We start from the raw sequence: 21,048 nt of genomic DNA on the forward strand, positions 1-21,048 counted from the left end.
GGCCGGATGCACCGCCTGACCGTGGTGCAACTGCTGCCGGCACTGCAGTCCGGCGGCGTCGAGCGCTCCACCCTGGAAATCGCTGCCGCGCTGGTGCGCGCCGGTCATCGCGCCGTCGTCGTGTCGGCCGGTGGACGCCTGGTGCAGCCGCTGTTGGATGTGGGTGGCGAGCATCTCACCCTGGAGATCGGCCGCAAATCGTTGCTGACGCTGCGGCATGTGATCGGCTTGCGTCGCTTGTTCGCCGAACTCGGGGCCGACATCGTGCATGCACGTTCGCGGCTGCCGGCCTGGCTGGGTTGGTACGCGCTGCGCGGCATGCCCGAGGCAACGCGGCCGCGCCTGGTGACCACCGTGCACGGACTCAATTCGCCCAGCCGCTACAGCGCAGTGATGACCTACGGCGAGCGCGTGATCTGCGTGTCCAAGACGGTGCGCGAATACGTGTGCACGCATTACCCGCAGACCGATCCGGCGCGGCTGCGCACCATTCCGCGTGGGGTGGATATCGCGCAGTTCCCGCGCCGGCTGCAGCCGGACCGCAGTGCCCGTGCATGGGCACAGACGCTGCTGCCCGCTCTGCCGGCCGATGCACCGCTGCTATTGCTGCCGGGCCGCGGCACGCGCCTGAAGGGGCATGCCGATGGCCTGCAGCTGCTCGCCGACATCCGAGCAGCCGGCGTGCCGGCCTTTTTGTGGTTGCCCGGCGCACGCGAGCCCGGGCGCGAGGCATATGTGCGGGAGCTGGAGACAGAAGCGTCGAGGCTGGGCATTGCCGAGGCAATCGCCTTGACCGAGCCCACTGCCCGCATCGCCGAGGCCTATGCGGCCAGCGATCTGGTGCTGCAGCTTTCGCGCAAGCCGGAAGCCTTCGGCCGCACCGTGGTGGAGGCGCTGTCGGTCGGCCGTCCGGTGCTGGGCTGGGCACACGGCGGCGTTGGCGAATTGCTGGCCGAGTTGCAGCCCGGTGGTGCGGTAGCCGCTTTCGATGCCCGCGCCTTATGCACGCAGGCGCTGCAGTTGCTGCAGCACGCGCCGGCAGCGCCGGCCGTGATCCCCTACACGTTGCAGGCCATGCAAACGGCCACCCTGAAGGTCTATGACGAACTCCGCCGCTGAGGCCCTCCCGCGGGCGCCCGTGTTGACGCCCGATGCCGGCCGCTGGGCGCCGCTGTGGGTGATCGTGTTCGTGGCGCTATGGCCTACGCCCGGCCTGGCCGAAACGGTGTTGTCGCTGGGCGCGTTGTTCGCGGCGTACCGCCTGTTGCACGCGCGCTTTCGCGGCGGCACGCGCCTGCTCAGCGGCGCAGCCTGGGCGCTGACCAGCGTGTTGTTCCTGGCGTACTGGTTGCCGCAGATGCTGTCGGCGTTCGACGCGATGGATGCCGGCCGCGCACTACGCAAGTCGGCCACCGATCTGCGCTACCTGCCGTTCATGTGGTTATGCGCCATCGCCGTGGCCAATGCACAGCGTCGGGGTCGCACCTTTACCGGGCTGGCGGTCATCGGTGGGGTGTGGACGCTGGACGCGTTGCTGCAGGCCGCCGTCGGCACCAGCCCGTTGTTTTTTGGCATCGATCAGATCAAGCAGCTGATCAGCGGCCATGGCCTGTGCACGGCCCAGGAACTGGCGCTGGTGGACCGGTTGAGCGGCGTGCTGGGCCCCTGCAATCTGAAATTCGGGCAGACCCTGGCCAGCCTGTCGCCGTTCCTGTTGCTGGCGTTGGGGCGGCGTCATGTCTTGGCCTGGCTTGTCGGCGCGGCGGCGGTCGGCATTGTGTTGGTCCTGGCCGGCTCGCGCGCGTCGTGGATCACCTATGGCGTGATCATGCTGCTGTCCGGTTGGCAGCTGCTGGGCGGGCGTCGTTCGCTGGCCGCGGCGGTGGTCGGCGCACTGTTGGCCGTGGCGGTGGTCGCGGTGGCGCCACAGGCGCGCGAGCGCATCCAGCGCACTACGCTGGCGTTCGGCAATGGCGAACAGGGCGTGGACCAGGCCTTGTCCGGGCGTGCCCAGATCTGGGGGGCGTCGCTGTGCATGATCCGCGCGCATCCGCTCAACGGCGTGGGCGTGCGCGGGTTCCGGCAGGCCTATCCGGCCTGCAATCCGGCACCTGGCCAAGCGCCCGCCTGGGGCGGTGGGCCGGCCTTTCATGCGCATCAGATCGTGCTCGAGATCCTGGCCGAAACCGGCGTGATCGGCTTGCTGCTGTGGCTGGCTGGCGCGGCGCAGGCATGGCGTGCGTGGCGCTACTCAAGCGTGGTGGCACGCGAGCAGGCGCGGCCGGCGATGATTGCGTTGGTGGCCACGGTGTTTCCGTTCAACACCCATCTGGCGTTCTATTCCAGCTTCTGGGGCGGGCTGAGCCTGATGCTGGCCGGGCTGTATGCCGGCGCCTTGCTCAACGACGATGCGGACCGCGCGCCGCAGTAGCGTGGCGCATGCGGTTGATCGGCACTTCCTCCCTTCGCGAGCTGCGGCGGCGACGCCCACACATGCGTTGCAGGCGTTCGCCGAGCCGGCGTCAGCGATAGAAATCGCTACGTCCACCCGGTTGGCGCTTGAAGCGCCGATGGATCCACAGGTATTGGTCCGGCGCTTCGCGCACCATGTCTTCGATGGCGGCATTGACCTGCGTGGTATCGGCGATGACGTCATCGGACGGAATGTCGGCCAACGGCGGTGCGATCTTGAGGATGTAACGGCCACCTTCGCGACGATGGAAGTACGGCACGACCGCGCAGCCGGTCAACCGTGCCAGCTGATGCGTGGCGGTAATGGTGGAGGCGGGATGTCCGAAGAACGGCACGAACACGGTGTCCTTGCCGCGCATGTCCTGATCCGGCGCATACCACAGAAAACCGCCGCGCTTGAGATGCTTGATGGTGGCGCGCAGGTCTTCGTTGGCGAACATGTGCGTGGCATAGCGCAAGCGCCCACGCTTGACCGCCCACTCGAACACCGGGTTGCGATGCCTGCGGTACATGCCGGCCAGCGGCACGTGGTCGCATAGCAGGCGCCCGCACATTTCCAGCGTCATGAAGTGGCCGGATACCAGCAACACGCCGCGTTTTTGCTGCTGCAGTTGCTGCAGATGCTCCAGGCCCTCGATCTGCACGCCTGGTCGAATGACATCGATGCTGCCCCACCAGGCGCGCGCGAACTCGAACAGGCCCACGCCGAGCGCGTCGAAACTGTCGCGCAACAGCCGCGCCCGCCAGGCATCGTCCTGCTCGGGGAAACACAGTTTCAGGTTGACCTCGGCCGCGCGCCGACGCGTGCCCGCCAGGCGCATGGCAATCCAGCCCACGCCGCGGCCCACGGCACGTTGCAGCGTCCAGGGCAGGCGCCCTGCCACCACCATCACCGCCAGGCCCAGATACATCGGCCAGTGCTTGGGGTTGCGCAGGGAAGGGCGGACGGCGACGTTGGCGGGCTCGGACATGCGTCAATTCTAGAGCGTGTGATGCACTTTGAGATGAGATGCGTTGGCCGTCAGCGGCGCGGTGCCCGCTCCGCGCCGCTGACGGCCAACCCTCCGGGAGCGCCCTGTGGCACACCGATACTGCGTTGCGCGCCTTGCCCAGGCTGGTCGCCTGGGCAAGGCGCACGCGGTGTCTCGACGCGCCACAAGACGCTTCGCACTCACCTCAACGTGCATAACACGCTCTAAGGGGATTGCGCCCAGCAGGCAGCGTGCACATGCGCACGCACGGACGCTCCCGTATCCTGCACGGATGCGGAAAGATCCGATCGAATGGCTGTTGCGCGGGCTGTACTCGGCGCTGCTCTACCTGTTGTTGCCGGTCACGGTGTACCACCTGGTGTGGCGCGGTTTCCGCGTGCGCGAATACTTCAATCGCTGGAACGAGCGCTATGCGTCCTACACGCACGCCTGCGGGCGCCCACGGGTGTGGGTGCATGCGGTGTCGGTGGGCGAGGTCAACGCGTCCGCGCCGCTGGTCAATGCGCTACGAGCGCAGCGCCCGGATATCCGTTGGGTCATCACCACCATCACCCCCACCGGCTCCGAGCGCGTGCGCGCGCTGTGGGGCGATGCGGTGGACCATGTGTATCTGCCCTACGATGTGCCGGGCAGCGTGGGGCGGTTTCTCGAACACTTCCGCCCGCGCCTGGCCTTGATCCTGGAAACCGAGCTGTGGCCGAACATGTTGTTCGGCTGCCGCGATCGCCAGATTCCGGTGTACATCCTCAACGCACGGTTGTCTGCGCGCTCGTTGCGCGGCTATCGGTTGCTGGCGCCGTTGATCAGTCGCGCGCTGCGCACCGTCACCTGCGTGGCGGCGCAGTCGCAGGACGATGCCGAGCGGTTCGTCACCCTGGGCGCGCGCCCGGATCAGGTGATCGCGCTGGGCAATCTCAAGTTCGATATCGCAGCGCCAACGCAATTGCAGGCGTTGGTCGCGCAGTTTCGCATGCACGTGCCGGCCACGCGCCCGGTGTGGATCGCCGCCAGCACGCACGAAGGCGAAGAGGCCGCCGTTGCCGATATCCACGCACGGTTGCTGCTGCAATTTCCGGATTTGCTGCTGTTGTGGGCACCGCGCCATCCCGAGCGCTTTCCCAAGGTCGAGACGTTGGCACGCGAGCGCGGCTGGCGCGTTGCCACGCGCAAGGCGCAGCAATGGCCGCAGGCGGGCGACAAGGTATTCGTCATCGACACCCTGGGCGAGCTGATGAGCTTCTATGCGTGCGCGCAGGTGGCTTTCGTCGGTGGCAGCCTGCAGCCGATCGGCGGGCATAACCTGCTTGAGCCGGCCGCCGTCGGAACGCCGGCAATCACTGGCCCGCATCTGCATAACTTCTCGGAGATTTCGCGGCGCATGCGCCAAGCCGATGCGGTTGCCATTTGCGAGGATGCCGAGTGCGTCTACCAGGCATTGGCGCGCCTGCTCGCCGACCCCGCACAACGCGAGGCGATGACCACTGCAGGCCTGGCGCTGGTCGCCAACGGCAAGGGCGCGGTGGCCCGCACCTTGGTGCAGATCGCTGCCGATCTGCCGCCGCTGGCGAGCGCGGGCGTTGTGGCATGAGGTTTGCCGCTCGCTGCGTGGCTGCGTGCATGGGCGTGCCGCACTCCGCCGAGCCTGGCGCCGGAGTGCAGCCCTCGTTGCGCTCAACGGTGAGAACTTGCGCCAGGCAGCGAGACGCGTGGTGGGTTCACTTGCATCGGATGCTGCACGCCGGCGTGGCCGGGTTAGCGCAGTTGCAGCCGCCGTCACGACAGGTGCGCATGCGGTTGCATCGCGCACAAAAAAGCGGGCCTTAGCCCGCTTTTTTTTTGTGCATCCAGCTCGCCTTACTGCAACGAACCACTGCCCTGCAGCTTGGATTCGGCGTCCTGCGATAGCAGGCGGTTGACGTCCTGCAGATCGGTGATGTCGAGCTTGCCGATGGCCTGGCCCAGCAGCAGGCGGTTCTGCAGGAAGTTGTAACGCGACTGTGCGTAGTTCAGCTGTGCCTGGAACAGCGTGCGCTGGTTTTGCACCACGTCCAGCACGGTGCGCGTGCCCACTTCCAGACCCACTTGCGAGGCGTCGTAGGCGGCTTGCGCCGACACCACGGCCAGGCGGCGGGCTTCCACTTCGCTGATACCGGCAACAACAGTCTGGTAGGCATTGCGGGTGTTGCGATCCAGCGCGCGCTTCTGCTGCTCGTAGGTGTCCTGCTGGATATCGCGTTGCGACAGTGCCTGACGCACGGCCGACTGGGTCGCGCCGCCGGCAAAGATCGGAATCGTCAGCGTGATGCCGACGGAATCGGTGTCGATGTCGCGGCCTGCGGTGGTGAAGTTGCCCGCCGCCTCATCCACCGTTCCCTGACCACCCCAGCTATTGCTGCGGCCGACATTGGCACCTAGGCTCAGCGTGGGCAGATGGCCGGCACGGGCGGCACTGACCTGCGCCTCGGCAGCGCTGACCTGCAACTGCTGCGCCCTCAGCGCCGGATTGTCGGCGATCGCGGTGGCAACCAATTGATCCACGTTGCTGTAGGCGGCCGGTACTTCGGGGCGGAACTCATCTGGCAATGCGCGCAGGCCGACCACAGGCTGGCCGGTGAGCTCGGTCAGTGCCTGGTAGTAGTCCTTGAGCGTATTGCGCGCGTTGATGGTGTCTGCCCGTGCCTGGTCGTACTGGGCGCGGGCCTCGTGCACGTCGGTGATCGGTGCAAGACCCACTTCCAGACGCTTGTCGGCGTAGTCGAACTGCTTCTTTGCGGCCGCCTCGTTGGTCTCGGCTGCCGCTAGCGACTCGATCCCCACCAGCACCTGGAAATACGCTGCCGAGGTGCGGGTGATCAGGTCGTTATTGGCCGATGCCAGGGTGAAATCCGCAGCCTTGGCTACTTCGCGCTGCGCGCGCAGGTTGGAAAACTGCGCCCAATTGAAGATGGTCTGGCTGCCTTGAATCGCGTACTGGCGCTGCTTGGTCGTGGAGCGGCCATCGACGCCCTCCAGCTCACGATGCGACTGGGTGTAGCTGGCGCTACCGTCCAGCTGCGGCAACAACGCCGCACGCGCCTGCACCTGACCCTCCCGATTGACCAGGCGCGTGGACTCGGCCACGGCCAGCTGCGGATCGCCGTTGCGGGCCATTTCGTAGACCTGCAGCAGGTCGGTGGCGTGCGCAGCCATCGGAGACAGGGCGGCGGCCAGGGCCAGGACAAGGGATCGGCGGATCATCGGGGGAGCTTCCTTGGGAATCAGAATTGGAATCGGGGCGTCGGTGCGGCGCCCTGGAGATAGGCGAGGTCGGTTTCGAACAACGATTCGATGCGCGGGGCGTTGACCTCGCCACGGACCAGGACCGCTTCCATCACCGGGTCGTGACCGCGCACGACGAACAACCGGCCGTTCGGGCGCAACCACTGCAGCCACTGGACGGGCAGCGTGTCGACCGCGCCGGTCACGCAGATGGCGTCGAAGCGACGCTCGCTCTGCCAGCCGAAGACATCGGCGGTTTCGATACGGACGTTGCTGCCCAGGCCGGTGCGGTCCAGATTGGCGCGCGCAGCCGCGGCCAGCGCCGGGTCGATCTCCAGGCTGAGGACTTCGCGCGCCAGTGCGGCCAGGCAGGCGGTGGCAAAGCCGCTGCCGGTGCCGATTTCCAGTACGTCCTCGCCCGGTTGCAGGTCCAGTGCCTGCAACATGCGGCCTTCGACCACCGGCTTCATCATCTTGTGACCGGCCGACAGCGGAATTTCCACGTCGACATAGGCCAGCGTCTTGTAGGCCTCCGGCACGAAGGCTTCGCGCGGCATGCGCGCCAGCACGTCGAGTACGCGCAGGTCCAGCACGTCCCACGGCCGGATCTGCTGCTCGACCATCTTTTCGCGGGCCTGGGTGAAATCGATCGTCATGGTGCGGGTATCCAACGCGGTGGGGCGAACATTTTACCGGTGCGCGAGGCACCTGGCGCATCTAGCATCGCCGCGCGCTGCCATCCGGCGCAGTGCCGGAAGTCATCGCCACCAAAGGCCGGGGGCGCTCAGCGCGGCGCATAGGCCCTCAAAAAGAAGTCCACGCTGGTGTCGATGTGCTCATTGACCTGGGCGCGGGTGGGTTGGCCGTGCAGGCCGCACATCATCAAGGCGTAGAGCTCGCCCTTGAGCAGGCAGAAGAATTGCGAGGCAGCGCGCGCCACGTCCGGGATCTCCAGCTGGCCGTCGGCCACCCGCGCAGACAGGAAATCCGCCAGCGCCCGCTGCGTGCGCTTGGGGCCTGCATCCCAGAACATCTCGCGGATATGCACGTCGCCGGTCCCGGGCGCCATCATCATGCGGTGGGTGGAGATGGCCGATTCGGTGCTGACCATGGCGAAGAACGCATGGGCAATCTCGGTGAGCTGGTCGCGCAATGCGCCCTTGGGGGCGTGATCGAACAGGTCGTCCGGCATCATGTGCTGGCACTGGGCGCGGATCGCCTCGGAAAACAGGCTCTCCTTGTCGCCGAAGTGGCTGTACACGGTCAGTTTGGAGACGCCGGCCTGCGCGGCGATCCCATCCATGCTGACCCCTGCATAGCCCTGCTCCATGAACATGGTGCGGGCGGCACCCAGGATGGCGGCACGCTTTCCAAGATCCTTGGGACGACCAGGGCCGTTGCTCTTGGTCTTGGAATTGAGGGGGGACGAGCTGGACATGCCGTCAATACTAGACCATCGGGTTCTATATTTATACTCGGCGCCCGACCGCTACGTTAACGGTTCCGCCTGCCCGGTTCCCGGTGTCGTGCCGCTCCCGGCAGCTGTCAGGGATCCACCGAAGGCAGCACAAAAACCCCGGTGATAAATTTGCCGTAGGCCTGCCGGTGCATACGGGCAGGTATCTCCAGCGAGCACGGACGAGGGGACGGGGAGCGTGGGAAGGGGCGGTACGCAGGCGCACACAAGCTGCGTTCGCAGCACGTGCGTGCGGCGGATCGGGCCGGCGTGGCTGTGGCTGCTGTTGTGTTGCGCACTGCTCAACGCCTGGCCCGCGGCCGCGCAGGTGCTCAAGCACGCCGCGTACCACACCGTCACGCGCTGGAACATGGACGACGGCCTGCCGCACAACCTGGTGCACGCGGTGGCCCAGGGCGAAGACGGGCTGATCTGGCTGGGTACCTGGGAAGGCGTGGCGCGCTTCAATGGGCGCGATTTCACCGTGTACGACCGCCAGAACACTCCCGGCGTCGAGCTGGGCGGGGTATTTGTGGTGGTTCGCGACAGCACCGGCGGCATGCTGTTCGGCACTGCGTTCGACGGCGTCTACCACTATCAGGACGGTCATTGGCAGCAACTGGGCGATGCGTCGGCGCGGCATCTTGCGGTCAGCGCCCTGCTGCGGCGTGCCGATGGCGCGCTGTGGGTGGGCACGCCGCAGACGCTGTACCGCATCGAGGGCGACGGGCGGGTGGTCGACGTCGGCCGCCAGACCGGCTTGCCGCGTGCGCGCGTCACGGCATTGTCTGCGGACGAACGCGGCGACCTGTGGGTTGGTACCGAGGTCGGGCTGTATCGGCTGCCGCACGATGGCGTCCAGGCGGTGGCCTGGGGAAGGGGGCACGGGATGCGCGATGCGCCGGTACGGCGGCTGGCCAGCGACCGTCAGGGCGGCCTGTTGGTCGCCGGCGACGATGGCGTGTGGTGGTGGAGCCGTGGCGGTGGCCTGCAGCGTTTCCGCCAGGGCCAACGCGTGGACTCGGTGTTGCTGGACCGCCGCGGGCACCTGTGGATGAGCCTGTCTTCGGGCACGCTGGTGGTGCACAGCGGGCCGAACGACCCGGACGAGCAGATCGCCATTTCCGGCGTCGCCAGCCCGGCGCTGCTGGAAGACGCCGAAGGCCTGATCTGGGTCGGCAGCACCCACGGGCTGTTCCGCATTGCCGAGGGCGCCGCGCACGGCGTCACCCACGACGAGGGTCTGAGTTCGGACTACGTGCGCTGCGTGCTGCAGACCGGCGAGGGCACGGTGTGGGTGGGCAATGCCGTCGGCCTGGATCGTTGGCGCGAGGGCACCATCAGCCGCGTGTCGCTGTCGCCCAGCGAAGGAGGGCGCGTGCTCGAGCAATCGGTGCTGGCGCTGGCCGATGCTGGCGATGGCGGCGTGTGGGCCGGTACCTATAGCCAGGGCGTGGTGCGTCTGGACGCGCAAGGCCACGTGCTGGTGCGCATCGGCGCGGCCGATGGCCTGCCCTCCATGTCGGTGCGTGCGGTGTTGCCGGACGGCGACGATCTGTGGATCGGCACCACCGCCGGGCTGGTGCGCTGGCGCAACGGCAAGGCACGCCGCTACACCGCAGCCGACGGCGTACCGGATGGCTCGGTGCAGGTGTTGTACCGCGATGCGCAGGGCATCGTCTGGATCGGCACCGATCGCGGCGTGACTGCGCTGTCGCCGGACGGCAGTACCCGCGCCTGGCTGGGCGAGCAGGATTTCCCCGGGCAGAACGCCTTCGATTTCCTGCGCGATGCCGCTGGCGATGTGTGGATTGCCAGCGATCGCGGCCTGCTGCGGTTGCGCGGCGACAGCTTCCGCGTCTACGACCACCGGGTCGGGCTACCGCGCGACAAGGTGTTTCGCGTGATCGACGACGGCCGTGGCTATTTCTGGCTGTCGAGCAACCACGGGGTGTTCCGCATCGCACGCGATAACTTCGACCAGCTCGATGCGGGCACGCGCGAGCAATTGAGCGTGGAAGTGGTCGACCGCAGCGACGGCATGCCCAGCAACCAGGGCAACGGCAGCAGCGCGCCGGCTGGCTGGCTGACCCAGTCCGGGCAGTTGCTGTTCCCCACCGCCGCAGGCCTGGGCGTGATCGACCCGGCCCGCGTGGGTACCTTGCAAGGCCATCGGGTGCCGATCGTCTTCGAGCGCCTGCTGGTCGATGGCATGGTGCAGCCGCTCAGTGGCCCGCACCGGTTCGGCGCCGAGACCCGGCGTATCGCGATCGTGTATGCCGGACTGAATTTCCGCGGCCCGGACAAGGTGCGGTATCGCTACCGGTTGGAGGGCTTCGACCCGGAGTGGGTGGATGCCGACAATGCCAGCGAAGCGGTCTACACCAATTTGCCGCCGGGCCGTTTCCGCTTCCGCGTGCAAGCGATGTCGCTACCGGTGGATTGGCGGCAGAACGACCTGCTGGGCGAAGCCAGCCTGGTCATCGAACTGGCGCCGCCGTGGTGGCGCCGCGGCGAAGTGATCGGCCTGGGCATCCTCGGCCTGGCCAGCGTGATCTACGGGTTGTATCTGTGGCGTACCGCCAGCTATCGCCTGCGTCAGCGCCAGCTCAATACCGTCATCGACCGGCGCACGCGCGAACTGAGCGACAAGAACCTGGCGCTGCAGCAGGCCAGCCAGGAGCGCGAAGCGTTGATGCGCCAGCTGGAATACCGCGCCAGCCACGACGTGCTGACGGCGCTGCCGAACCGGCGCGAAGCCGAGCGTGTACTGCAGCAATGGTTCGATGAGGCGCACGCCGGTGGCGCGGCGTTGGCGCTGGCGTTGATGGATATCGATCACTTCAAGCGTATCAACGACGACTACGGCCATGAGGTGGGCGATGCGGTGCTGTCGGCCATCGGCGAGGTGTTGAGCGAGCAGGATCAGGCGCGCTGCTTTGCCGCGCGTCATGGTGGCGAAGAATTCCTGCTGGCGGCCACCGGGCTGGATGCGGTACAGGCGCGCGCGCTGTTCGAGCGCATGCGACAGCGACTGGCCGTCATCGAAGTCGATGCGCAGGGCATGACCGTGCGTTGTACCGCCAGCATGGGCATGGCGATGAGCGAGGAGGCGCCCAGCCGGCGCGAATTGCTGGCGTTGGCCGACCATCGCCTGTACGAAGCCAAGCGGCAGGGGCGGGATCGTTTGATCGGGCCGTAAGACGTTGCTGAGGCCCGTGGACTGCTGCATGCGGGCCCGATGCAAGACAGGTGTTGTTACATTGCACGGGCGGTGCGTGGCGAAGAAGTAGCGCAGCGTTGCCGGCCGGGCCGCGGCATCGCCGAGTCAGCAACCCGCGTGTGCAGGACGCATCGCACCTCTCGTGCGCTCGTGCCGAGATCAAACTGCTGACGTCATCTTTCGCCAACACGTGCAGCACGCTGCAGACATTCGCCCACAGCCTACGTCTGCGCCAGATCCGCCTGCGCATGCAACAACGCAACAAACGCCTGCGCCGCACGCGACAAGGTGCGCCCGCCATGGGTGACGCATCCCAGCTCGCGGGATAACGCGACATCGGCCAGCGGCAGCACTACGATCTGGTGGTCGATCATGCGCTCGGGCAGCACGCTCCAGGCCAGCCCCACCGACACCAGCATCTTGATCGTTTCCAGGTAATTGGTGGTCATGCGCAAACTCGGCACCAGGCCGCGCTCGGCGAACAGGTTGGCAACGATGCGATGGGTGAATGTGCCCGGATCGGGCAACACCGCCGGGTGCGCCACCACATCGTCCAGCGACACTGCAGGCAGTGCCGCCAACGGGTGATCGGGCGCAACGACGAACTGCAGGCGGTCGTGCCAGATCGGCTGCGCGCGCAGCGGAGCGCGCGTGTCCGGTGCCAGGGTGGTCACTGCCAGCTCCACCTCGCCGCGCAGCACCGCGGCGTACGCCAGCTCCGAATCCAGGAACTGGATGTCCAGCGCCGCCTGCGGATGTTGCGTGGCAAAACCGCGCAACAAGGCCGGCAGGCGGTGCAGACCCACATGGTGGCTGGTGGCCAGGCTCAAGCGGCCGCCAACGGCTGCACCCAAATGCTCCAGCACGCGGCGGGTGTCCTGCAGCTCGGCCAGGATGCGTTGCGCGCGCGGCAGCAACGCCTGTCCGGCTTCGGTCAGCACCACCTGCCGGCCCAGGCGATCGAACAGCCGCGCCGACAATTGCGCCTCCAGGAGTGCAATGCGTTTGCTTACCGCAGGCTGGGTCAGGTGCAAGGCCTCGCCGGCTGCCGAAAAGCTGCCGCTCTCGGCGATCGCCACGAATGCATTGAGGCTCGCCAGGTCCATTGCTATTCCTAAAATTCATTTCTTGAATAAACAATATGAATTTGCGTAATCCAAGGCAAGCTCCTAGCATCGATCTCAGCCAGGTGGGCGCACCCACCATCCGCCACTCGGATTGCCGCGATGACTGCCAAGACCCTGTACGACAAGCTGTGGGACCTGCATGAGGTCACACGCCGTGACGATGGTTCGTCGCTGATCTACATCGACCGCCACATCCTGCACGAGGTGACCTCGCCGCAAGCCTTCGAAGGCCTGCGCCTGGCCGGGCGCAAGCCATGGCGCATCGACGCCAATATCGCCACGCCCGATCACAACGTGCCGACCACGCGCGCCGAGCGCCAGGGCGGTCTGGAGTCGATTTCCGACGAGGTCTCGCGCCTGCAGGTGCAGACCCTGGACGAGAACTGCGACGACTTCGGCATCCTCGAGTTCAAGATGAACGATACCCGCCAGGGCATCGTGCACGTGGTCGGCCCGGAGCAGGGCGCCACCTTGCCGGGCATGACCGTGGTCTGCGGCGATTCGCACACGTCCACGCACGGAGCATTCGGCGCGCTGGCCCACGGCATCGGCACCTCGGAAGTCGAGCACGTGCTGGCCACCCAGTGCCTGATCGCCAAGAAGATGAAGAACATGCAGGTGCGCGTGGAAGGCACGCTGCCGTTCGGGGTGACCGCCAAGGACATCGTGCTGGCGGTGATCGGCAAGATCGGCACCGCCGGCGGCAACGGGCATGCGCTGGAATTTGCCGGCAGCGCCATCCGCGCGCTGTCGATGGAAGGCCGCATGACCATCTGCAACATGGCCATCGAAGCCGGTGCCCGCGTGGGCATGGTGGCGGTGGACGAGAAGACCATTGCCTACGTCAAAGGGCGGCCGTTCGCCCCCAAGGGCGCCCACTGGGATGCGGCGGTGGCGCTCTGGAGCACGCTGGTCTCCGATCCGGACGCCCACTTCGACACCGTGGTGGAGTTGCGTGCCGAAGACATCAAGCCGCAGGTCAGCTGGGGCACTTCGCCGGAAATGGTACTGGCCATCGATCAGCACGTGCCCGATCCGGCCGCCGAGCAGGACCCGACCAAGCGCGATTCGATCGAGCGCGCGCTCAAATACATGGGATTGACCGCCAACCAGCCGATCACCGCCATCCGCCTGGATCGCGTATTCATCGGCTCGTGCACCAATTCGCGGATCGAAGATCTGCGCGCGGCCGCCGCAGTGGCCAAGGGCCGCAAGGTCGCTTCCACCATCAAGCAGGCGTTGGTGGTGCCGGGCTCGGGCCTGGTGAAGGCCCAGGCCGAAGCCGAAGGCCTGGACAAGGTGTTTCTGGACGCCGGCTTCGAATGGCGCGAGCCAGGCTGCTCGATGTGTCTGGCCATGAACCCGGACAAGCTGGGCAGCGGCGAGCATTGCGCGTCCACCTCCAACCGCAACTTCGAAGGTCGCCAGGGCGCCGGCGGCCGCACGCATCTGGTCAGCCCGGCGATGGCGGCGGCTGCGGCGGTGAGCGGGCATTTTGTCGATGTGCGTGAACTTGGAGATTCGGGAGTGGGGATTCGGGATTCGTAGAAGCGCTCCGCCCATCCGCAGCCTTTTCGAATCCCCAATCCCCAATCCCAAATCCCGGCCTCTCTCAATGACCCCTTTCACCCAACACACCGGACTGGTGGCGCCGCTGGATCGCGCCAATGTCGATACCGACCAGATCATTCCCAAGCAATTCCTGAAGTCGATCAAGCGCACCGGTTTCGGTCCGAACCTGTTCGACGAGTGGCGCTATCTGGATATCGGCGAGCCTGGTCGCGACAACAGCACGCGCCCGCTCAATCCCGACTTCGTGCTCAATTTCCCGCGCTATCAGGGCGCCAGCGTCTTGCTGGCCCGGGAAAACTTCGGCTGCGGTTCCTCGCGCGAGCATGCGCCGTGGGCGCTGGACGAGTACGGCTTTCGCACCGTAATCGCGCCGAGCTTTGCCGACATCTTCTACAACAACAGTTTCAAGAACGGCCTGCTGCCGATCGTGCTGGCCGAAGCGCAGGTCGATGCGTTGTTCGAACAATGCCTGGCGACCGAGGGCTACCAGCTCACCGTGGATCTGGCCGCACAACGCGTGCGCCGCCCCGATGGCGTGGAGTACGGCTTCGACATCGATGCCTTCCGCAAGCACTGCCTGCTCAACGGGCTGGACGATATCGGCCTCACCTTGCAGGACGCCGATGCCATCGGGCGCTTCGAGCAAGACCATCGCGCGCGCCAGCCGTGGTTGTTTGGCGCGCTGCAGTGAGGTTGAGCCGCACGCGCGTGCGTCGATCGTGCCGCGTGCGTGTATTGCATTGAATTCAATGACGCTGCGGCGTCACTTCACGAGGGTGGCATGAGCAAGCAGATTCTGATTCTTCCCGGCGACGGGATCGGCCCGGAGATCATGGCCGAAGCGGTCAAGGTATTGAAGCGCATCGACGCGCAACACGGTCTGGGTTTCGAGATGGTGTATGACGAGCTGGGCGGCGCTGCGTACGACAAATACGGCAGCCCGTTGGCCGATGAAACACTGGAGCGCGCGCGCGCCGCCGATGCGGTGTTGCTGGGCGCGGTGGGTGGCCCGCAGTGGGACACCATCGACCCGTCGCTGCGCCCGGAGCGCGGTTTGCTCAAGATCCGCTCGCAGCTGGGCTTGTTCGCCAACCTGCGGCCGGCATTGCTGTATCCGCAGCTGGCCGATGCGTCCACGCTCAAGCCCGAGGTCGTGGCCGGACTGGATCTGCTGATCCTGCGCGAGCTTACCGGCGGCATCTACTTCGGCCAGCCGCGCGGTACGCGCACCTTGGACAACGGCGAACGCCAGGCGTACGACACCTTGCCGTATAGCGAGAGCGAGATTCGTCGCATCGCCAAGGCAGGTTTTGAGATGGCACGCCTGCGCGGGAAGAAGTTGTGTTCGGTCGACAAGGCCAACGTGCTGGCATCGAGCCAGCTATGGCGTGCAGTGGTCGAGGAAGTGGCCAAGGACTACCCGGATATCGCGCTGTCGCATATGTACGTGGACAACGCGGCGATGCAGTTGGTGCGCGCGCCCAAGCAGTTCGATGTGATCGTGACCGACAACATGTTCGGCGACATTCTCTCCGACCAGGCATCCATGCTCACCGGTTCCATCGGCATGCTGCCGTCGGCCTCGCTGGATGCCAACAGCAAAGGCATGTACGAGCCGTGCCATGGTTCGGCGCCGGACATCGCCGGCAAGGGCATTGCCAATCCGCTGGCCACGATCCTGTCGGTGGCGATGATGTTGCGCTACACCTTCGCGCAGGCCGATGCCGCAGACGCCATCGAGCGCGCCGTGGGCAAGGTCCTCGATCAAGGCCTGCGCACTGCCGACATCTGGTCGGAAGGCACCACGAAGGTGGGCACCGTGGCAATGGGCGATGCGGTGGTGGCTGCGCTGTAAAAGCGCTCGCAGTCCCGAAGCGTTGTAGTGCGCGGGAATGGTCGCCAGCGCAATAACGCATCCGTGTCCTCAGCTTCCGACAGCAGCCGGTGGTACCTGCGCGTGTGCCGGTGTGGCAACTTGAGCGGCATGGATGCTGCGCCAGAGCCTACATGGATGTGCTTGCGGCGTGTCCCAGGCCGGTACGCGTGTAAGCGCCTGCAGCAGACCGGAGCTTTGCCACGTTGGCAAGCGCGCAAGCAGCCAACCGACACACTTGTAAAAAAGTTCGCACGCAAAAACCGAAACGGCCAGCAGATCACTCTGCTGGCCGTGAGGCTTGCATCATCGATCCAACGCGCAGCGTTACGCGACCGCAGCCGTCTTGCCGGCGACCACGCCACGTTCGCGCTGACGCAACAAGCGGTTGGCCACATCCAGCCACGCCAGCGCACTTGCTTCGATGATGTCCTTGCTGGTGCCGGTGCCTTCGTATTCCACGCCGTCGTGGCGCACGCTCAGGCTGGCTTCGCCGCGCGCGTCCGCGCCGATGCCCACGCTGTGCACCTGGTAGCTGTCCAGCTCCAGCTTCACGCCAGTGGCCGAGGCCAATGCACCGAAGAGCGCATCCACCGGGCCATTGCCCTGTGCGGTTTCGGCCACGCGATTGCCTTCCGGGTCGGACAACTCCACCAATGCATTCGCGCGGCTGCCCACATCGCTGATGGTCATCGACGCCAGGCGGTAGCCTTCCTGCACGGTAGCGTCCTGCATCAATGCCTGCAGATCGGCATCGGTGACCACGCGCTGCTTCTCGCACAGCGCCTTGAACTGTTCGAACACCAGCTTGACCTCTTCCTCCTCCAGCAGATAACCCAGCGCACGCAGGCGCTGCTCGACCGCGGCGCGGCCGCTGTGGCGGCCCAGCACCATTTGCGAGGATTCCCAGCCCACATCTTCCGGGCGCATGATTTCGTAGGTGCCACGATGGCGCAGCATGCCGTGCTGATGAATGCCCGATTCGTGCGCGAATGCGTTGCCGCCCACAACCGCCTTGTTGCGCTGCACCGGCATGCCGACCAGGCGTTGCAACAATTGCGAGGTGGAGACGATACGCGGCGTATTGATCGCCGAATCGATGTTGTAGAACGCACCGCGCACCTTCAGCGCCATGGTGATTTCTTCCAGCGCGCAATTGCCCGCGCGCTCGCCGATGCCATTGATGGTGCATTCCACCTGGCGCGCACCGCCTTCGATGGCCGCCAGCGAGTTGGCCACCGCCAGGCCCAGATCGTTGTGGCAATGCGCGCTGAAGATGACCTTGTCGGCACCTTCCACGCTGGCGATCAGACGCGAGAACATGCCGCGGATTTCTTCCGGCGTGGTGAAGCCGACCGTGTCGGGCAAATTGATCGTGGTGGCGCCGGCGGCGATCGCCACGCGGGTGACCTCGGCCAGGAAATCTTCTTCGGTGCGGGTTGCATCCTCGGCAGAAAATTCCACATCGTCGATATAGCCGCGCGCCAGCGTTACGTGCCTATGCACCGATTCCAGCACCTGCTCGCGGCTCATGCGCAGCTTGTGCTCGCGATGCAGCGGGCTGGTGGACAGGAACACATGCAGGCGCGGGTTTGCGGCTGTTTCCAGCGCTTTGGCCGAGGTTTCGATGTCGGCCTGCAGGCAGCGCGACAACACCGCCAGGGTGGGGCGGCGCAGTTCGCGGCCCATCATCGCCACCGCTTCGCGGTCAGAATGCGAACTGGCGGGAAAACCGGTTTCGATGATGTCCACGCCGAGTTCGTCCAGCGCGCGCGCCATGACCAGCTTCTGCTGGGGCGTCATGCTGCAGCCGGGGGATTGCTCGCCGTCGCGCAGGGTGGTGTCGAAAATTCGGATACGCGGGGTCTGGTTGGATACGGTCGTGTTCACCAGGAAGACTCCTCTACGGCGATGGCGGTGACAGGCGTTGAAGCGACTGCGGATGGGCGGGAATGAACGTGTGTGGCGGGTGGCGGATTGGCGCTGCGTTCGTTGCGCAGCCGCTCGGTATTGCGACGGCGCGGCTTGCGTGGCGGACGCGGCCGCACCTCGGACAAGAGTGTGGCCAGCACGGTTGCGTCGATATTACCGCCAGAGACCACCGCACATTTGCGTTTGCCGGAAACGCGGCGACCGGCGGCCAGGGCGAGGGCGCCGGCGCCCTCGGCAATGACGTGTTCTTCCAGTGCCAGGCGTACCAATGTTTCGCGCAATTCGGCCTCGCGCACGATCACCACGTCATCGAGCAGGCTCGAGCACAGGCGGCGCGTGAGCAGGCCTGGAATCTTGACCTTCACGCCATCGGCGAGCGTCGGCACCGGGGTGATCTCGCGCAGATCGCCACGGACGGCGCGCGCCATCGAATCCACACCTTCCACCTGCGCCCCGACCACGCGCACGCCTTGCGACTTCAATGCCAGCGCCACGCCGGAGGCCAGGCCACCGCCGCCGATCGGCACGATCACCACGTCCGGCGCATGCGCCGCCAGCTCGATGCCCACCGTGCCCTGGCCGGCGATCACGTCCGGGTCGTCGAAGGCGGACAGGAAGCGATAGCCGTTCTGGTCGGCCAGCTCGCGCGCAAACGCGAACGCTTCGTCGTAGCTGTTGCCATGCTGGCGCACGGTGGCGCCCCAATGCGCGACACCGGCAATCTTGGTCTGCGGCGCGCCGTAGGGCATCACCGTGATGGCCTGCACGCCCAGCCGGTACGCCGACCACGCCACACCTTGCGCGTGGTTGCCGGCCGAGGCGCAGATCACCGGGCGCTCGTCGCCGCGTTCCAGCCCGGCCAGCAACGCATTCAATGCGCCGCGCACCTTGTAGGAGCCGGTACGCTGCAAATTCTCCAGCTTCAACCACACACCGAAGCGTTCGGCGTAGTGCAGCGGCGTGGGCGACAGGTACTTGCGCAGGCGCGCCTGTGCGGCCAGCACGTCGGCCACGCTGACGGCCACGTCGCCTACCTCTGGCTCCTGCGCGGAAGGGCGGCCGGAATCAGGCATTGCGGCACGCGCGCGGCCGATCCGGAAGAAGACACCTCCGGACGGCAGTCTGATGGTCGCGCGAGGTCTGCATGCTCATGCCGCAGCCTCGACCGATTCCAGTGCGGTGATTACCACCGATTCGCAGTCGTAGACCTTCTCCAGCTGCAGGCGCAGCGTTTCCGGCGGACGGTTGCTGTCCACATCCAGCAGCAGATGCCAGCGCCCGGCATCGTCCGGCGCTGCTGCGCCCTGGATCGCACATGGGCGGAAGCCACGGCGTTCGGTCATGCCGATCACCCGCACCAACGCGCCTTCTGCCGGCTTCAGCACCAGATCAAGCCGGTAACGCATGCGATGTCTCCTTGGCCGCATGTGCGGGATTGCTGTCCAGCATGGTGCTGTTGGCGTTGTTGGGCGGCACCAGCGGCCACACATTGGCACGCGCGTCGATCGCGACATGCAGCAGGCCTGGACCGGGCTGGGCCAGCAGCTCGGCCAGTGCCGCATCCACGTCGCCGCGGGCGATGATGCGCTTGGCCGGAATGCCGAACACTTGCGCCAGCGCCGCAAAATCCGGGTTGTCGGACAGGTCGATTTCGCTGTAACGCTCGGCAAAGAACAGTTCCTGCCACTGCCGCACCATGCCCAGCGAGCTGTTGTCCAGCAGCACGATCTTCACCGGCAGCTTGCAGCGTGCGATCGTCACCAGCTCCTGCACGTTCATCATGAAACTGCCGTCGCCGGAGACCAGCACCACGGTGCGGTCAGGGCAGGCGAACTGTGCGCCCATCGCGGCCGGCAGGCCGAAGCCCATGGTGCCGAGGGCGCCGCTGGTGAGGTGATTGCGCGGATCGTTGAAGCGGCAATGCTGCGCCACCCACATCTGATGCTGACCCACATCGCAGGCGATGATGGTGTCGGCCGGAGCCACTTCGCTCAGGCGCTTCAGCAGCGCCGGTGCGTAGATATCGGTGCCGGGCGCGTCGTAACGCGCGCCGAACTTTTCGCGGTTGGCAAAACAACGCGTGCGCCAGGCCTGGCAGTTGCCGCGCGCCGCACTCAAGGCCTTCAAGCTGACTGCCACGTCGCCGGGCACCGCGATATCGGCAGTGCGCAGCTTGGAGATTTCATACGCGTCGGCATCCAGATGGATGACGCGCGCAAACGGAGCGAACTCGCTCAGCTTGCCGGTGGCACGGTCGTCGAAACGCGCACCGACCACCACCAGCAGATCGCATTCCTGGATGGCCATATTGGCCGCACGGGTCCCGTGCATGCCCAGCATGCCAAGGTAGTCCGGATGCGCATGCGGCAATGCACCCAGGCCGCGCAAGGTCAGCGCGGTCGGGATGCCGGTGGCTTCGACGAAACGGCGGAACGCCTCCACCGCGCCGGCCAGCGCGATTCCGCCCCCGCCGTACACCACCGGGCGCTCGGCACTGGCGATCGCCGCCAGTGCTTCGGCCAGCTTTGCGTCCGCCGGCGCCGGCGGCGGCTGCACCGCTGCCGGAACATGCAGGGGCAGATGCGAGGCGTCGGCCACCTGCACGTCCTTGGGCAGGTCGATCAGCACCGGCCCGGGACGTCCTTCGCGCGCAATGCGGAATGCCTCGCGCACCATCTCCGGAAGCTCCTCCACACGCCGCACCAGAAAGCTGTGCTTGACGATCGGCATGGTCATGCCGAACACGTCCAGCTCCTGGAAGGCGTCGGTGCCCAGCAGCGGCGTGGCGACCTGGCCGGTCAGGCAGATCATCGGCACCGAGTCCAGCATCGCGTCGGCGATGCCGGTGACCAGGTTGGACGCGCCCGGGCCTGAGGTGGCCACGCACACGCCGACCCGGCCGCTGGCACGGGCATAGCCGTTGGCAGCCAGTGCGGCGCCCTGTTCGTGACGGACCAGGATGTGCTTGAGCCTGGAATCCACCAGGGCGTCGTAGAACGGCATGATGGTGCCGCCCGGATAGCCGAACAGCGTTTCCACGCCTTCGGCTTCCAGGGCCTGCGTCAGCCAGCGCGCGCCACTGCGGGGCGTGCTGTGTGCGGAGGTGTTCATGCGTTGCGGACCTTCGGTTTAAGCGGTGGGGG

The 21,048-nt window shown here is 66.4% G+C and carries 16 protein-coding genes; 7 read left to right on the forward strand and 9 right to left on the reverse strand.

The annotated features are described in order from the left end of the window. Positions 1-6: 6 nt before the first annotated feature. Together AC1POX_RS05115 and AC1POX_RS05120 are read left to right on the forward strand one after the other, a co-directional pair. Positions 7-1,119 carry a glycosyltransferase gene (locus AC1POX_RS05115; RefSeq protein ID WP_218502966.1) on the forward strand — a complete coding sequence of 371 codons (1,113 nt, stop codon included), beginning with the start codon at positions 7-9 and terminating at the stop codon, positions 1,117-1,119. Next, positions 1,100-2,431 (forward strand): O-antigen ligase family protein, encoded by a 1,332-nt coding sequence (locus tag AC1POX_RS05120; protein WP_372356820.1) that lies wholly within the window; start codon positions 1,100-1,102, stop codon positions 2,429-2,431. Before AC1POX_RS05115 ends, AC1POX_RS05120 begins: the two co-directional genes overlap by 20 nt. A gap of 91 nt (positions 2,432-2,522) precedes the next feature. Here AC1POX_RS05120 and AC1POX_RS05125 read toward each other — a convergent pair whose 3' ends face one another. Next, positions 2,523-3,443 carry an LpxL/LpxP family Kdo(2)-lipid IV(A) lauroyl/palmitoleoyl acyltransferase gene (locus AC1POX_RS05125; protein WP_008573681.1) on the reverse strand — a complete coding sequence of 307 codons (921 nt, stop codon included), beginning with the start codon at positions 3,441-3,443 and terminating at the stop codon, positions 2,523-2,525. Positions 3,444-3,735: 292 nt separating this feature from the next. On the opposite strand from AC1POX_RS05125, the gene waaA reads away from it, so the two are divergent. Then, a complete protein-coding gene (gene waaA, locus AC1POX_RS05130; RefSeq protein ID WP_008573684.1) occupies positions 3,736-5,052 on the forward strand; it encodes a lipid IV(A) 3-deoxy-D-manno-octulosonic acid transferase in 1,317 nt (438 codons plus the stop codon). A gap of 266 nt (positions 5,053-5,318) precedes the next feature. Here waaA and AC1POX_RS05135 read toward each other — a convergent pair whose 3' ends face one another. The 3 genes from AC1POX_RS05135 to AC1POX_RS05145 form a co-directional block, all read right to left on the reverse strand. Continuing rightward, a complete protein-coding gene (locus AC1POX_RS05135; protein WP_008573685.1) occupies positions 5,319-6,701 on the reverse strand; it encodes a TolC family outer membrane protein in 1,383 nt (460 codons plus the stop codon). Positions 6,702-6,721: 20 nt separating this feature from the next. Beyond that, positions 6,722-7,378: a protein-L-isoaspartate O-methyltransferase family protein gene (locus AC1POX_RS05140; protein ID WP_008573687.1), complete on the reverse strand. Its 657-nt coding sequence runs from the start codon at positions 7,376-7,378 to the stop codon at positions 6,722-6,724. 128 nt (positions 7,379-7,506) lie between these two features. Then, complete coding sequence (locus tag AC1POX_RS05145; RefSeq protein ID WP_003483364.1) at positions 7,507-8,160, reverse strand: TetR/AcrR family transcriptional regulator; 654 nt, start codon at positions 8,158-8,160, stop codon at positions 7,507-7,509. Positions 8,161-8,377: 217 nt separating this feature from the next. On the opposite strand from AC1POX_RS05145, the gene AC1POX_RS05150 reads away from it, so the two are divergent. Beyond that, entirely contained in the window at positions 8,378-11,380 is a 3,003-nt protein-coding gene (locus AC1POX_RS05150; RefSeq protein ID WP_218196546.1) for a two-component regulator propeller domain-containing protein, read from the forward strand. Positions 11,381-11,622: 242 nt separating this feature from the next. Here the strand turns inward: AC1POX_RS05150 and AC1POX_RS05155 are convergent, their stop codons facing one another. Beyond that, positions 11,623-12,507, reverse strand: coding sequence for a LysR family transcriptional regulator (locus tag AC1POX_RS05155; RefSeq protein ID WP_031424255.1), 885 nt, complete (start codon positions 12,505-12,507; stop codon positions 11,623-11,625). Between the two features lie 120 nt (positions 12,508-12,627). On the opposite strand from AC1POX_RS05155, the gene leuC reads away from it, so the two are divergent. The 3 genes from leuC (at position 12,628) to leuB (ending at position 15,955) form a co-directional block, all read left to right on the forward strand. Then, positions 12,628-14,076: a 3-isopropylmalate dehydratase large subunit gene (gene leuC, locus AC1POX_RS05160; protein ID WP_014091005.1), complete on the forward strand. Its 1,449-nt coding sequence runs from the start codon at positions 12,628-12,630 to the stop codon at positions 14,074-14,076. Between the two features lie 67 nt (positions 14,077-14,143). Beyond that, the gene (gene leuD, locus AC1POX_RS05165; protein WP_057681634.1) at positions 14,144-14,791 is read left to right on the forward strand and encodes a 3-isopropylmalate dehydratase small subunit; all 648 of its coding nucleotides are present in this window, start codon (positions 14,144-14,146) and stop codon (positions 14,789-14,791) included. A 90-nt stretch (positions 14,792-14,881) separates the two neighbouring features. Then, positions 14,882-15,955 (forward strand): 3-isopropylmalate dehydrogenase, encoded by a 1,074-nt coding sequence (leuB, locus tag AC1POX_RS05170; protein ID WP_218504537.1) that lies wholly within the window; start codon positions 14,882-14,884, stop codon positions 15,953-15,955. 345 nt (positions 15,956-16,300) lie between these two features. Here leuB and AC1POX_RS05175 read toward each other — a convergent pair whose 3' ends face one another. The 4 genes from AC1POX_RS05175 to ilvG form a co-directional block, all read right to left on the reverse strand. Continuing rightward, positions 16,301-17,863, reverse strand: a complete 1,563-nt coding sequence (locus tag AC1POX_RS05175) for a 2-isopropylmalate synthase (RefSeq protein WP_011348521.1) — start codon at positions 17,861-17,863, stop codon at positions 16,301-16,303. Continuing rightward, positions 17,860-18,930: a threonine dehydratase gene (locus AC1POX_RS05180; RefSeq protein ID WP_008573702.1), complete on the reverse strand. Its 1,071-nt coding sequence runs from the start codon at positions 18,928-18,930 to the stop codon at positions 17,860-17,862. Before AC1POX_RS05180 ends, AC1POX_RS05175 begins: the two co-directional genes overlap by 4 nt. A 123-nt stretch (positions 18,931-19,053) precedes the next feature. After that, positions 19,054-19,311, reverse strand: coding sequence for an ACT domain-containing protein (locus tag AC1POX_RS05185; protein ID WP_003483347.1), 258 nt, complete (start codon positions 19,309-19,311; stop codon positions 19,054-19,056). Then, positions 19,295-21,016, reverse strand: coding sequence for an acetolactate synthase 2 catalytic subunit (gene ilvG / locus AC1POX_RS05190; protein WP_372356821.1), 1,722 nt, complete (start codon positions 21,014-21,016; stop codon positions 19,295-19,297). Before ilvG ends, AC1POX_RS05185 begins: the two co-directional genes overlap by 17 nt. Positions 21,017-21,048: the final 32 nt, after the last annotated feature.

The sequence above is a fragment of the Xanthomonas sp. NCPPB 3442 genome, from assembly GCF_056725145.1.